A 14,260-nucleotide genomic window follows, 5' to 3' on the forward strand; every position below is an offset into this window, starting at 1 on the left:
GCTACGTAGCTCAGCTGGTTAGAGCACATCACTCATAATGATGGGGTCACAGGTTCAAATCCCGTCGTAGCCACCATATTTTACTGTTACACCATTGGGGTGTCGCCAAGCGGTAAGGCTCTGGTTTCTGATACCAGCATACCCAGGTTCGAATCCTGGCACCCCAGCCACATTTAGAAAAGCCCGCTTCGGCGGGCTTTTTGCTGTCTGACGTTTGGGCGATATGAAGGTTGTTTATCAGGGCGCAACATGCAGCGCCCCTACGAACAAGGGGCAATTACAACCCCAGTGCGTATTTCAGCGCATGTTCCTTCAACTTACCCGCCCGCTGAGCTGCCATCAATGCAATATTGCGTGCCACGCTGAGCGGCGCCAAATTATTACTGAAGGCGGTATAAAAAAGATCCATACCACTTTGCATCAGCAAATTGTCGGTACGGCGGCGGCGCTGATAACGCATGAGCACCGCTTCGCTGCTCCAGTCCTCGCCCTGCTCCCGCGCATCACCCACCACGGCCAACAACGCTTCCACATCGCGATAGCCCAGGTTCACGCCCTGTCCAGCCAGCGGATTAATCGTATGAGCCGCGTCTCCGATCAATGCCAACCCTGGCAATACATAACGCTGCGCATGTCGACGGGCCAGTGGGAACGAGCCGGCAGCATGCACTTTTACCGCCCCCAAACGTGCAGGAAACGCTTCGGCGATTTCTCGCTCCAGCTGCGCTGACGGCATTGCCTGCAACTGACGGATGCGTTGCGGGCTGTCGTACCATACCAATGAAGCCCATTGATCATACAGCGGCAGGAAAGCACGGGGCCCAGAAGGGAAAAACTGCTGCCAGGTCACATCCTGCTGCGGTGCACCGGTATCGACGGTGATCAGCATGCAAGACTGGCGATACTGCCAACCGTTAGTACCAATAGCCACCAGGTTCCGTACCTGCGAGTTCGCACCGTCGGCCCCCACCACCAAACGCGCCTCTAGCGTCTCAGAGGAGTCCAACGTCACGCGCCAATGGTCATCAACACGTTGCAGAGAACGCAGCTTGGCAGGGCAACAGAGCGTCAGATTTTCGCACTGTTCCAATTGCTGCCATAGCGCCAGTTGCAGAATGCGGTTTTCCACCATAAAACCCAGTTCCGGCAGTCCGAGCGAGACAGCATCAAACGCCACCCGTGAAGACGCCCATTCCCAGGTTTCCAAACGACGGTAGGGTGCGGTACGCATGGCTTGCACCGCTGGCCAGGCACCCAGTTGTTTGAGTAACCCCACCGATGTGCACCCAATCGCAGAAATGCGCAGATCCGGTGGGCTGTGGGCATCGAACGCCTGCGGAGCCTGGTGCTCCAGCAATGCCACGGACCAACCCGCCTGTGCCAGCCCCAGAGCGGCGGCTGCGCCGACCATTCCGCCCCCGACCACCACGGCGTCATACCGTTTTTGAGAAGTGTTCATATTGGCTATATTTTCTTAGTGGATTATCGCCATCCCCACCGGCATGGCGTTTGGCATCAGTGTAACGGATTTTTAATTTGGCTTCAGGTTGCATACCGTTTTCCCCGCGCTGGTCACAACGGCGTCAAATGTTTACAATATACCTGTCGTCTTTCAAGCCGCAGCGTTGTTGGCTGCCTTCGCTCACCCCAGTTACTTACCTGAGTAAGCGCCTGGGGACTCCCGAACTTGCCGCCTAACTGCAACTTGAAAGCCATAAGGTATAAGCGCTCTGCACGTCGTGTATCGCAACTTTCGCTCCGCACTGAGTAATGGCAAGTCAATGACGAAGAAACTACATATCAAAACCTGGGGCTGCCAGATGAATGAATACGATTCATCAAAAATGGCAGACCTGTTGAACAGCACGCACGGCTTCGAGTGGACCGAAAACGCCGAAGAAGCGGACGTGCTGCTGCTGAACACCTGCTCGATCCGCGAAAAAGCGCAAGAAAAAGTTTTCGCCATGCTGGGCCGCTGGAGATTGTTGAAAGAGAAAAACCCTACGCTGATCATCGGTGTGGGCGGCTGTGTCGCCTCTCAGGAAGGGGAGTTGATCCGTACTCGCGCCCCCTGCGTAGACGTGGTATTCGGTCCTCAGACTCTTCACCGCCTACCGGAAATGATCAACCATGTGCAGGGCACTCGCAGCCCGGTGGTCGACATCAGCTTCCCGGAAATCGAGAAATTCGATCGCCTGCCGGAGCCGCGCGCTGAGGGCCCAACGGCCTTTGTCTCTATCATGGAAGGGTGCAACAAGTACTGCACCTTCTGCGTGGTGCCTTATACCCGCGGTGAAGAAGTCAGCCGCCCGAGTGACGACGTGCTGTTCGAAATCGCGCAATTGGCAGCGCAGGGCGTGCGGGAAGTGAACCTGCTCGGTCAGAACGTTAACGCCTACCGCGGAGCCACTTACGACGGCAACATCTGTTCGTTCGCCGAACTGCTGCGTCTGGTCGCGGCCATCGACGGTATCGATCGCATCCGCTTCACCACCAGCCATCCGATCGAGTTCAGCGATGACATCGTCGCCGTGTATGAAGATACGCCGGAGCTGGTCAGTTTCCTGCATCTGCCGGTGCAGAGTGGCTCAGACCGCATCCTGACCATGATGAAGCGCGCACACACCGCGCTGGAATACAAAGCGATCATTCGCAAATTGCGCAAGGCGCGTCCCAACATTCAGCTTAGCTCAGACTTCATCATCGGCTTCCCAGGCGAGACCCAGGCTGACTTCGAGCAGACCATGAACCTGATTGCCGAAATTAACTTCGACGCCAGCTTCAGCTTTATTTATTCGTCACGCCCGGGAACCCCGGCAGCCGATATGGTCGATGACGTCAGTGAAGAAGAGAAAAAACAGCGACTGTACATTCTGCAAGATCGCATCAATCAGCAGGTGATGCAGTTCAGCCGTAAGATGCTCGGCACCGTACAACGCATTTTAGTGGAAGGGACCTCTCGCAAAAGCGTGATGGAATTAGCCGGCCGTACCGAATGCAACCGCATGGTGAACTTTGAAGGCACGCCGGACATGATCGGCCAGTTCGTTGATGTGGAAATCACCGACGTTTTGACCAACACCCTGCGTGGCGCAGTGGTACGTACCGAACAGCAGATGGACCTGCGCGTACATGAATCCCCGCAGTCAGTCATCGCCCGGACGCGCAAAGAAAATGCGTTAGGTGTCGGTATTTACCAGCCCTCCCTTCATACTTGAAGCTGCATCTGTGTTGGCCGCGCACGCTCCCCCCAGTCACTTAGTTTACTCAGTGACTGGGGGCGCACTGCCGCGTTACTCGGCAAAGCCTCGCCCGTTGGGGCCAGCGCAAGCGCTGTTCAACAAAGCCGTGGCTTTGTTGTGATGTAACTCCAATTATTTTGGAATGACATACAGTACAAAACATTTATTTCTCCGCCGGGCGCGTGCGTCCGTTGCGGTTCTTTTTTCTATTTTAAGAGGCGACATAACATGCAACTCCCACACTGCCCGAAGTGCAACTCCGAATACACCTACCAGGACAACGCGATGTTCATCTGCCCTGAATGTGCCCACGAGTGGAGCGACAGCGCCCCGGCAGAAGACAGCGATGCGCTGATTGTCAAAGACGCCAACGGCAACCTGCTGGCCGACGGCGACGCGGTGACCGTGGTAAAAGATCTGAAGGTCAAAGGCAGCTCTTCAATGCTGAAAATTGGCACCAAGGTGAAGAACATCCGTCTGGTGGAAGGCGACCACAACATTGATTGTAAAATTGATGGGTTTGGTCAAATGAAGCTGAAATCCGAGTTCGTGAAAAAGAACTGATCCCGCAGACTTTGCTCTCATGTTCTTACGCGGCTGTTTAGGCCGCGTTTTTCCTCTATCAGCCCTTGAATTTCGCCGTCGGCGCACAGATAGATCATGGGTAAACTTGCGCCAGTGCGTCGCACCATGAATAATTCAAGGTAGAGAACCTCAGGTTTTGCCCTGAATGCGCGTACCGAAAATCAACCAGGCCCGATATGAGCCTTGAGGAATAGTTTGAACGTCGCAACACAAGAAATTTTGTTAGAGCCGGCAGACAATAAGCGATTACTCAGCCTGTGCGGCCCGTTTGATGAGAACATCAAACAACTCGAACGCCGGTTGGGTATTGAGATAAACCGCCGTGACAACCGTTTTAAACTGGTTGGCAAAAACCCGAGTGTGGTTGCCGCCGCGGATATCCTGCGCCACCTGTACGTGGACACCTCCCCCATCCGCGGCGTGATCCCAGATATCGATCCGGAACAAATTCATCTGGCCATCAAAGAAAGCCGGGTGCTGGAACAGATTGCCGACAGCGTGCCGGATTACGGCAAGGCCGTCACCATCAAAACCAAGCGTGGCATGGTGAAACCGCGTACGCCGAACCAGGCGCAGTACATCGCCAATATTCTCGACCATGACATTACCTTTGGCATTGGCCCGGCAGGTACCGGCAAGACCTATCTGGCGGTTGCTGCCGCGGTAGATGCGCTGGAACGTCAGGACATTCGTCGCATACTGCTGACCCGCCCCGCAGTCGAAGCCGGTGAAAAACTGGGCTTCCTGCCAGGGGATCTGAGCCAAAAGGTCGATCCTTATCTGCGCCCATTGTACGACGCCCTGTTCGAAATGCTGGGCTTCGAGCGCGTAGAAAAGCTGATTGAACGCAATGTGATTGAAGTTGCGCCGCTGGCCTATATGCGCGGCCGTACCCTCAATGATGCGTTTATCATCCTTGATGAGAGCCAGAACACCACTATCGAACAGATGAAGATGTTCCTGACACGTATCGGGTTCAACTCAAAAGCGGTGATTACCGGTGACGTGACGCAGGTAGACCTGCCACGCAACCAAAAATCCGGCCTGCGCCACGCGATGGAAGTGCTGGCGGACGTCGAAGAGCTGAGCTTCAACTTCTTCCACAGCGAAGATGTGGTTCGTCATCCGGTCGTTGCCCGTGTGGTAATCGCCTATGAAGCCTGGGAAGCCGCCGAACAGAAACGCAAAGACGCCATTAACGAACAACGTAAGCGCGAGGCGACTATCGCCTCCGAGCAGGAGATACCATGAGTCAGGTGATTTTGGATCTGCAGATTGCCTGTGCAGACAGTAACGGTCTGCCGGACGAGGCCACTTTCCAGCGCTGGCTGGAAGGCGTGCTACCGCAGTTTCAAGAAGAAGCCGAAGTGACCATTCGCTTGGTCGACGAGGCCGAAAGTAACGAATTGAACCTGACTTATCGCGGCAAGGACAAACCCACCAATGTACTGTCATTCCCGTTCGAAGCCCCCCCAGGTATTGAACTGCCGCTGCTCGGCGATTTGATCATCTGCCGACAGGTCGTTGAACAAGAAGCGGTTGAGCAAGAGAAGGCGCTGGAGGCCCACTGGGCGCATATGGTTGTTCACGGTAGCCTTCATCTGCTAGGGTATGACCACATCGAAGACGATGAAGCCGAAGAAATGGAGTCTTTGGAAACCGAAATCATGCACGGCCTGGGCTATCCGGACCCGTACCTGGCGGAAAAAGACCCTCTCTGACGTCAGCTGATTTCCCCACAGCCCCTCTATGGGGCTGTCGCTGACTCCCCTAACTCTGACATGAGTGATGTTAACTAAAACGCCATGAGCGACGACCATTCACAAAGCAATGACAGCCCCAGTCCCAAGAAGGGGTTCTTTACTCTTATCCTTAACCAGCTGTTCCACGGCGAACCTAAAAACCGTGGTGATCTGGTAGAGCTGATCCGTGATTCCGAGCAAAACGACCTGATCGATCCCGATACCCGAGACATGCTGGAAGGCGTGATGGATATCGCCGAGCAGCGCGTGCGCGACATCATGATCCCGCGCTCCCAGATGGTAACGCTCAAGCGTAACCAAACGCTGGAAGAGTGCCTGGACGTGATCATTGAATCCGCCCACTCGCGCTTCCCGGTGATCAGCGAAGATAAAGATCACATCGAAGGCATTTTGATGGCCAAGGATCTGCTGCCGTTTATGCGCGCAGAATCCGAGGAGTTCAGCATCGACAAGGTGCTGCGTACCGCCGTGGTGGTGCCTGAAAGCAAGCGAGTAGACCGGATGCTGAAGGAGTTCCGCTCCCAGCGTTATCACATGGCGATTGTCATTGACGAATTCGGCGGCGTATCCGGTCTGGTCACTATCGAAGACATTCTGGAGCTGATAGTCGGCGAGATTGAAGATGAATATGATGACGAAGACGATCTGGATATCCGCCAGCTCAGCCGTCATATGTATACCGTGCGCGCATTGGCACCGATTGAAGACTTCAATGAAGCCTTCGGCACCCATTTCAGTGATGACGAGGTCGACACTATCGGTGGTCTGGTGATGCAAGCCTTCGGTCATTTGCCTGCGCGCGGGGAAACCATTGAAATCGAAGGTTACCTATTTAAAGTTGCGATGGCCGACAGTCGACGTATCATCCAGGTTCATGTAAAAATTCCGGACGATTCTCCGCAACCGAAACTGGAAGACTAAATTAAACATGGCTAAAGCCTCTTTCCTTGAACGCCAGTGGGTTCGCGCCCTACTGGCGCTGTTGACCGGTGCCAGCGGTACGTTGGCATTTTCTCCGTACGATATCTGGCCTGCGGCCATTGTCTCCTCGTTTGGCCTGTTGGCCGTTACCCTCAATCGCACGACTAAACAGTCCGCCTTGCTCGGTTTCTGCTGGGGCTTCGGTCTGTTCGGTACCGGCATTAACTGGGTTTACGTCAGCATTGCCGATTTCGGTGGCATGCCCTTCGCCGTTAATATTTTCCTGGTCGCGTTACTGGCCGCCTATTTGTCACTGTATACCGGGCTGTTTGCCGGATTGCTGGCACGGCTGTGGCCAGCTACCAGCTGGTACCGTTTGGCGATTGCCGCGCCCGCGTTGTGGCAAGTGACCGAGTTTCTGCGTGGTTGGGTACTGACCGGTTTCCCTTGGCTGCAGTTCGGTTACAGCCAGCTCAACGGGCCGTTAAAAGGCATTGCCCCGCTGATGGGGGTAGATACCATCACCTTTATGCTGATGGCGATCGCCGGGCTACTTGTGTACGCGGTGAATCAACGCCGTATCACGCCGGCCGTGGTTGCCGTCGCGCTGCTGCTGTTGCCGTGGCCTTTGCGCCAACTGCACTGGTTCACCCCACAACCGGACAAAGCGGTCAACGTCGCCATGGTTCAGGGCAACATCGCTCAGTCGATGAAGTGGGACCCGAAAGCCCTGGTCAGCACGCTGCAAACCTACCTGGATGAAACGCGCCCCTATGTGGGCAAAGCGCCGATCATCATCTGGCCGGAATCCGCCATCCCGGACTATGAAGCCAGCCAGAATGGTTTCCTGACTATGATGGATGATCTGATGCGTGCCAAAAACAGCAGCCTGATCACCGGCATTGTTGACGTACGTGCGACACCGCAGGGCCAGCAAATTTACAACAGCGCCATTGTATTGGGCGAGCCCGCACCCTACAGCTACCCAGCCAAAGACCGCTACAACAAGCACCATTTAGTGCCCTTCGGCGAGTTTGTCCCGCTGGAGACGTTGTTACGCCCACTGGCACCGTTCTTTGATCTGCCAATGTCTTCCTTCAGCCGCGGCGATTATGTCCAGCCACAGCTCAGTGTGAAGGGGTACAACCTGACTGCGGCGATCTGTTATGAGATTGTCTTGGGCCAACAGGTTCGCGACAACTTCCGCCCAGATACCAACTTCCTTTTGACCATTTCCAATGACGCCTGGTTCGGCCATTCCATAGGTCCGTGGCAGCACTTCCAGATGGCGCGTATGCGCGCACTGGAGTTGGGCCGTCCACTGTTGCGCAGCACCAACAACGGCGTCACCGCCGCGGTAGATGCCAACGGTGAGGTCATCGCAGAGATTCCGCAGTTCACTCGTAAGGTGCTTGAAGTGAAAATGACGCCGACCACCGGCATCACGCCTTATGCCCGCTTTGGCGCTACGCCATTGTGGATCGTCACTTTACTGCTCGGCGGTCTGGCGCTGATCCTCAGTCTGCGTCGTAAATAATCCTTTGGGGCGTTGCCGCTGGCACGCCCCGCTTCAATTCATCCCCCCTATAAACTTAACATTGCCTCCCGCATCGCCAGCGTTTGCCATTCAGCCAGCATAAACCATTGCTAAACCAGCGTTTCTGGCACACTCCTTGCTTTAATTATTCTGTGATTGATGACCGATTTACTTTTACTGACGCTTTGTCGCACTTATGCACAACTCAGGGGCATGACCGGCACCATATAGGTGCATTGAGATTTTGTTGCATTAATTTGGTGCGCGTGGCGTCTCAAAAAATGAAACATTTTAGTTTCAAGCCGTTCACAATCGGCTATTTTCTAACGGTTATCGGTACTAAGACTATCTTTATAACTTAAGCAATAAACCTCCATTTTGAATCTGATGCTCTTTGAATTTGAGCCACCACAACAGCAAAGGAGTTGGACCATGCAAATGCGTAAATTGGCGTTATCGTTACTGCTGATCGGTATGGCAGGTAGCGTAGCCCATGCGGAAGAACTGACCGGTACGCTGAAGAAAATCAAAGATAACGGCGTGATCGTTGTCGGCCATCGCGAATCGTCAGTGCCGTTCTCCTACTACGACAACCAGCAGAAAGTTGTGGGTTACTCCCAGGACTACTCCAACCAAATCGTTGATGCTGTTAAGAAAAAGCTGAACCTGCCTAACCTGCAGGTAAAAATGTTACCAATCACCTCACAGAACCGTATCCCACTGCTGCAAAACGGTACCTTTGACTTCGAATGTGGCTCAACCACCAACAACCTTGAGCGTCAAAAACAGGCCGCCTTCTCCAACACCATCTTCGTGGTCGGTACCCGCCTGTTGGTGAAAAAAGGCTCTGATATTAAAGATTTCAAAGATCTGGCCGGGAAACCTGTCGTCGTAACGTCCGGTACCACCTCTGAAGTACTGCTCAATAAGCTGAACGACAGCAACAAAATGAATATGCGCATCATCAGCGCCAAAGACCACGGTGACTCATTCCGTACCCTGGAAAGCGGTCGTGCCGTGGCCTTTATGATGGACGACGCCCTGCTGGCCGGCGAACGCGCAAAAGCGAAGAAGCCGGATCAATGGGAAATCCTTGGAACGCCGCAATCTCAAGAAGCCTACGGCTGTATGCTGCGTAAAGACGATCCTGAGTTCAAAAAACTGGTCGATGACACCATCGCTCAGGCACAGACTTCAGGTGAGGCAACGAAATGGTTTGATAAGTGGTTCAAACAACCTATCCCACCTAAGAATCTCAACATGAACTTCGAACTGTCGGACGACATGAAGAAATTGTTCAAAGAGCCTAACGATAAAGCACTGAACTAATAGAACAAGGGCTGGGGCGGCCATCAGGCCAAGCCAGCTCTGTTGATGACTGGGACAGACAGGAATACGGGAGGCCGTTCCCCTCCCGCATTTTTCCCCCATTGCACATTACCGATGCCCGCACACATAAGTCAGCCCGACTGGCCGCGGTGCCATCGGCGTTGAATAGTCATCAATCTTTAGGCGCTCTGCGCCCGCTTAACGGAGTTTGTTATGTCAATAGATTGGAACTGGGGTATCTTTCTGCAGCAGGCCCCGTTTGGGAATACCACCTACCTTGGCTGGATTTGGTCCGGCTTCCAAGTAACGGTAGCCCTCTCCGTCTGTGCATGGATTATCGCTTTCTTTGTCGGTTCGCTATTCGGTATCTTGCGTACCGTACCCAACCGCTTTCTTTCCACCCTTGGCACCTGTTACGTTGAATTGTTCCGTAATGTGCCGCTCATTGTGCAATTCTTCACCTGGTATCTGGTGATCCCGGAACTGCTGCCCACCAACATCGGCATGTGGTTCAAAACCGAACTCGATCCTAACGTGCAGTTCTTTGTTTCTTCGATGCTGTGCCTTGGTCTCTTTACTGCTGCACGTGTGTGCGAGCAGGTTCGTGCCGCCATACAGTCGCTGCCACGTGGCCAGAGAGCTGCCGGGCTGGCCATGGGCCTGACGTTGCCGCAGACCTATCGCTACGTGCTGTTGCCGAATGCTTACCGGGTTATTGTTCCGCCGATGACCTCGGAAATGCTCAACCTGGTCAAAAACTCCGCCATCGCCTCCACTATCGGGTTAGTCGACATGGCAGCCCAGGCAGGCAAACTGCTGGATTACTCCGCGCATGCCTATGAGTCCTTTACCGCGATTACACTGGCCTATATCTGCATCAATGCCGTCATCATGCTGCTAATGCGTTTGGTCGAAAGAAAAGTGCAGTTGCCCGGCAATATGGGGAGTAAATAATGTACGAATTTGACTGGGCATCCATTGTCCCAAGCTTCCCTTATCTCCTTCAGGGTCTGCTCATTACGCTGAAGATCACCGTGACCGCCATCGTTGTCGGTATCCTTTGGGGCACCATTCTGGCCGTCATGCGGTTGTCATCGTTCAAGCCAATCAGTTGGTTCGCCGCCGTGTACGTCAACCTGTTCCGCTCGGTGCCGTTGGTTATGGTGCTGTTGTGGTTCTATCTTGTCGTTCCAAGCTTATTACAACAGGTTCTAGGGTTATCACCGAAAACCGATATTCGCCTGATCTCGGCTATGGTAGCCTTTTCCCTGTTTGAAGCGGCCTATTACTCGGAAATTATCCGTGCCGGCATTATCAGTATTTCGCGCGGTCAGTCTTCCGCTGCGTTGGCATTAGGCATGACTCACTGGCAATCCATGAAGCTGGTAATCTTGCCGCAGGCATTCCGCGCCATGGTGCCGCTGCTGCTAACCCAAGGCATCGTACTCTTCCAGGATACTTCTCTGGTATACGTACTGAGCCTGGCTGACTTCTTCCGTACTGCTTCCACCATCGGTGAGCGCGACGGTACGCAGGTCGAAATGATCCTGTTTGCCGGTTTTGTCTACTTTGTTATCAGTCTCGCCGCCTCGGCGCTGGTAAGCTATTTGAAGAAAAGGACTGTTTGATGATATCCCTGAAAAATGTTTCTAAGTGGTACGGTCACTTTCAGGTTCTGACCGATTGCACCACTGAAGTAAAAAAAGGCGAAGTGGTGGTAGTCTGTGGTCCTTCAGGTTCAGGCAAGTCCACCCTGATCAAAACCGTCAACGGCCTGGAGCCGATCCAGCAAGGCGATATCCTGGTGAACGGCACCCCGGTCAATAACAAAAAAACCAATCTGGCGCAGTTGCGTTCAAAAGTCGGCATGGTGTTTCAGCACTTTGAGTTGTTCCCGCACTTGTCGATCATCGACAATTTGACGCTGGCACAGGTAAAAGTACTCAAACGCGATAAGGCCGCCTCACGCGATAAAGGCCTGAAGTTGCTGGAGCGTGTCGGTTTGACCGCCCATGCCAACAAGTTCCCTGGGCAACTTTCCGGTGGCCAACAGCAACGTGTGGCTATCGCCCGTGCGCTGTGTATGGATCCTATCGCCATGCTGTTCGATGAACCCACGTCTGCGCTCGATCCGGAAATGATCAACGAAGTGCTGGACGTTATGGTGGAACTCGCGAACGAAGGCATGACCATGATGGTGGTGACCCACGAAATGGGCTTTGCCCGCAAAGTGGCAAACCGGGTGATCTTTATGGATGAGGGCAAAATTGTCGAAGATCGTAACAAAGACGACTTCTTCAACAACCCAGAGTCCGAGCGTGCTAAAGATTTCTTGGCGAAAATCCTGCACTGATGACGACTCTGCGCCCCGCCTGGGGCGCAATTTTATTTCCCCCCGCCCGGCACTAAAAGCACTTGTTTCTCCCCTGTTTTGATCCGATGCTCACTGGATAACAACAAAAGGAGATAAACATGCCCCGCCCTATCATTATCGATTGCGATCCCGGCCTGGACGATGCCATTGCCCTTGCTATGGCACTCAGCTCACCGGAACTGGACGTTAAAGCGATCACCACCTCCGCCGGCAACCAAACGCCAGAGAAAACCCTGCATAACGCACTCGGCCTGCTAACGCTGATGAAGCGTGAAGACATTCCTGTCGCTGCAGGTGCCGCCGCTCCACTGATGCGTGAGCTGGTGATTGCCGACTACGTCCATGGCAAAACCGGCATGGGTAATACCCATCTGCCGACCCCGACGATCGCACCGGTCAAACAAACCGCCGTGGAGCTTATCGCTGACCTGTTACGGAACAGCCCAGAACCAATCACGTTGGTGGTCACCGGGCCAATGACCAATATTGCGCTGCTATTGGCTCAACACGCTGAGTTGAAAGATAACATTGAGCGTATCGTATTTATGGGGGGCGGGATGAACGCCGGTAATACGACTCCCGTGGCGGAATTTAATATTTTTGTCGACCCGGAAGCCGCCGACATGGTTCTGAAATCCGGTGTGCCAATGACCATGGCGGGATTGAATGTGACTCACCAGGCATTGGTGCTGCCGCAGGATATCGAACGTATCCGCAACATCAAAAATCCGGTAGCGCAGGCCGTGGCAGAAATGCTCGACTTCTACCTGCCGCTGTATCTCAGCCACCCGCGAGGGTTGCCCGGTGCCGCGATGCACGATCCCTGCACCATCGCTTGGCTACTGGCACCACAGCTGTTTAGCAGTATAGAACGTTGGGTCGGTGTAGAAACCAAAGGGGAATACACCCAAGGGATGACGGTGGTGGATGTCTTCCAGCAAAACGGCAACGCGGCCAACGTGGAAGTGCTGACCGACATTGACCGCGAAGGGTTTATCAATCTGTTAGCCGAACGCGTGGCAGGTTACCAATAGCGCCTCTCAATGTTCAATTTTTTTGATTTAACCCAGCGAATTTTTACGCTATCACTGCTCCAGGCTTGCCTCTAAGATGCTATCAAATGCACAACAGCACTGACACCTTAGACCTAGCCTGGAGAATACCCAATGAGTCGTATACTGGTCCTGAAATCAAGTATCCTGGGTGATTACTCCCAGTCTGGAAAATTAGTCGATTTTTTTGTTCAACAGTGGCGTGAAACCCACCCAAGCGACAGTTTTACCTTTCGCGATTTAGCCAACCCGACCCTACCTGAGCTGGATGGCGAAGTGATTGGCGGTTTTAACGCCGGTGACAAGCCTTTAACGCCACACCAGCAAGAGACGCTGGCACTTTCAGATGCGTTGATTGCCGAGCTGAAATCGCACGACACCATTATCATCAGTGCGCCGATGTACAACTTCAACATCCCCACTCAGTTGAAAATCTATTTCGACCTGGTGGCGCGTGCCGGTCAAACCTTCCGTTACACCTCCGAAGGCGCAGAAGGCCTGGTTACCGGCAAAAAAGCGATAGTGATCTCCAGCCGCGGCGGTATCCATGCAGATACACCAAGCGACCTGATCACACCTTACCTGAAGCTGTTCTTAGGGTTTATCGGCATTACTGATGTGGAGTTCGTGTTGGCAGAAGGCTTTGCCTATGGCCCAGAAGCGGCAGAAAAAACCGCACAGGACAGCCGTATTGCCGTGGCGCAGAAAGTGCCTGCTGCGCAGTACGCTGCGGTTGCCAACCAGGTTGAAACAGCGACAGCCCCAGCCAGCGGTGGTTTTCTCAGTAACTTGATGAAGAAACTCTTTGGTTGATAGCAATGCCCCGGCTCTATCTCGACAAGAGAGGACCGGGGCGTGAAATTTTAAGGCTCGAAAGGCCGACGTTGGAACTGGTCGTGACCGCATTTCGGGCATAGCGGCAGCACTTCCGGTGTGTAAAATGCCAAATGATGGTGGCACTGTTCACATACCAGGTTGCCCAGACCAACAACTTCACCGCTGTGGTAAACACCATGATGGCTGACATCTTTGAAGACTTCTCGCCATTCCAACTGGGTTTTATCCGTAATATCTGCCAGTTCCTGCCACAGGCTCTCTTTAATCACCCGCATAAAAACGCTGTCGGTAAACTCGTCCCGGCTTTCCTGGTAGCTACGCGCAAACTCTTCCAAGTCGCGCCTGACCGCCAGAGTGACCTGCTCCACTTCATCGCGCGTCAACTCACCGGCTTCATTCAGCCGTTTTTCAGCGCTCGCGACCAGTGCGTCAATATCACGTTCGCCATTTTTCAAACGTTCGGTCAGAGATGCCACCAATTCGCGGTAGTACTGAGCAACCTTGTTCATAATCTCTCCTCGATGAACTTACGTGACAGGGCTTACCTCTTAAACTATCCCTTATCATTTTAGCCGTAAATTGCTGATGTCACTTGGCAAGGGGTGAGATCCTCAGGTTGT

The 14,260-nt window shown here is 53.6% G+C and carries 14 protein-coding genes and 2 tRNA genes; 14 read left to right on the forward strand and 2 right to left on the reverse strand.

Annotated elements, in window-relative coordinates:
• Both AC2FC2_RS18845 and AC2FC2_RS18850 read left to right on the forward strand, forming a co-directional pair.
• Positions 1 to 76, forward strand: a tRNA-Met gene (locus tag AC2FC2_RS18845).
• Positions 77 to 95: 19 nt separating this feature from the next.
• Positions 96 to 170, forward strand: a tRNA-Gln gene (locus tag AC2FC2_RS18850).
• 107 nt (positions 171 to 277) lie between these two features.
• Here AC2FC2_RS18850 and ubiF read toward each other — a convergent pair.
• A complete protein-coding gene (ubiF, locus tag AC2FC2_RS18855; protein WP_265554409.1) occupies positions 278 to 1,459 on the reverse strand; it encodes a 3-demethoxyubiquinol 3-hydroxylase in 1,182 nt (393 codons plus the stop codon).
• Positions 1,460 to 1,781: 322 nt separating this feature from the next.
• Between ubiF and miaB the strand changes: the two genes are divergently transcribed.
• From miaB to AC2FC2_RS18915, 12 genes are all read left to right on the forward strand, one after another.
• Complete coding sequence (miaB, locus tag AC2FC2_RS18860; RefSeq protein WP_490659719.1) at positions 1,782 to 3,218, forward strand: tRNA (N6-isopentenyl adenosine(37)-C2)-methylthiotransferase MiaB; 1,437 nt, start codon at positions 1,782 to 1,784, stop codon at positions 3,216 to 3,218.
• A gap of 252 nt (positions 3,219 to 3,470) precedes the next feature.
• A complete protein-coding gene (locus AC2FC2_RS18865) occupies positions 3,471 to 3,806 on the forward strand; it encodes a zinc ribbon domain-containing protein YjdM (RefSeq protein ID WP_209636349.1) in 336 nt (111 codons plus the stop codon).
• Between the two features lie 216 nt (positions 3,807 to 4,022).
• Positions 4,023 to 5,078, forward strand: coding sequence for a PhoH family protein (locus tag AC2FC2_RS18870; RefSeq protein WP_209636351.1), 1,056 nt, complete (start codon positions 4,023 to 4,025; stop codon positions 5,076 to 5,078).
• Positions 5,075 to 5,548, forward strand: coding sequence for an rRNA maturation RNase YbeY (gene ybeY, locus AC2FC2_RS18875; RefSeq protein WP_020825630.1), 474 nt, complete (start codon positions 5,075 to 5,077; stop codon positions 5,546 to 5,548). The genes AC2FC2_RS18870 and ybeY overlap by 4 nt, the downstream gene beginning before the upstream one ends.
• An 84-nt stretch (positions 5,549 to 5,632) precedes the next feature.
• Entirely contained in the window at positions 5,633 to 6,511 is an 879-nt protein-coding gene (corC, locus tag AC2FC2_RS18880) for a CNNM family magnesium/cobalt transport protein CorC (protein WP_209636353.1), read from the forward strand.
• A gap of 7 nt (positions 6,512 to 6,518) precedes the next feature.
• Positions 6,519 to 8,048 carry an apolipoprotein N-acyltransferase gene (gene lnt / locus AC2FC2_RS18885; protein ID WP_490659720.1) on the forward strand — a complete coding sequence of 510 codons (1,530 nt, stop codon included), beginning with the start codon at positions 6,519 to 6,521 and terminating at the stop codon, positions 8,046 to 8,048.
• Positions 8,049 to 8,480: 432 nt separating this feature from the next.
• A complete protein-coding gene (locus AC2FC2_RS18890; protein WP_265554414.1) occupies positions 8,481 to 9,377 on the forward strand; it encodes an amino acid ABC transporter substrate-binding protein in 897 nt (298 codons plus the stop codon).
• A 213-nt stretch (positions 9,378 to 9,590) separates the two neighbouring features.
• The gene (locus tag AC2FC2_RS18895) at positions 9,591 to 10,331 is read left to right on the forward strand and encodes an amino acid ABC transporter permease (RefSeq protein ID WP_490659721.1); all 741 of its coding nucleotides are present in this window, start codon (positions 9,591 to 9,593) and stop codon (positions 10,329 to 10,331) included.
• Entirely contained in the window at positions 10,331 to 11,005 is a 675-nt protein-coding gene (gltK, locus tag AC2FC2_RS18900) for a glutamate/aspartate ABC transporter permease GltK (RefSeq protein WP_209636359.1), read from the forward strand. Before AC2FC2_RS18895 ends, gltK begins: the two co-directional genes overlap by 1 nt.
• Positions 11,005 to 11,730, forward strand: a complete 726-nt coding sequence (locus tag AC2FC2_RS18905; RefSeq protein ID WP_209636361.1) for an amino acid ABC transporter ATP-binding protein — start codon at positions 11,005 to 11,007, stop codon at positions 11,728 to 11,730. The genes gltK and AC2FC2_RS18905 overlap by 1 nt, the downstream gene beginning before the upstream one ends.
• A gap of 119 nt (positions 11,731 to 11,849) precedes the next feature.
• Positions 11,850 to 12,785, forward strand: coding sequence for a pyrimidine-specific ribonucleoside hydrolase RihA (rihA, locus tag AC2FC2_RS18910; protein WP_209636363.1), 936 nt, complete (start codon positions 11,850 to 11,852; stop codon positions 12,783 to 12,785).
• Positions 12,786 to 12,917: 132 nt separating this feature from the next.
• A complete protein-coding gene (locus tag AC2FC2_RS18915) occupies positions 12,918 to 13,616 on the forward strand; it encodes an FMN-dependent NADH-azoreductase (protein WP_209636365.1) in 699 nt (232 codons plus the stop codon).
• 50 nt (positions 13,617 to 13,666) lie between these two features.
• On the opposite strand, the gene AC2FC2_RS18920 is transcribed toward AC2FC2_RS18915, so the two are convergent.
• The gene (locus tag AC2FC2_RS18920) at positions 13,667 to 14,149 is read right to left on the reverse strand and encodes a zinc ribbon-containing protein (protein WP_209636367.1); all 483 of its coding nucleotides are present in this window, start codon (positions 14,147 to 14,149) and stop codon (positions 13,667 to 13,669) included.
• Positions 14,150 to 14,260: the final 111 nt, after the last annotated feature.

This window comes from Serratia sp. CoH_122_TC_1, from assembly GCF_058191755.1.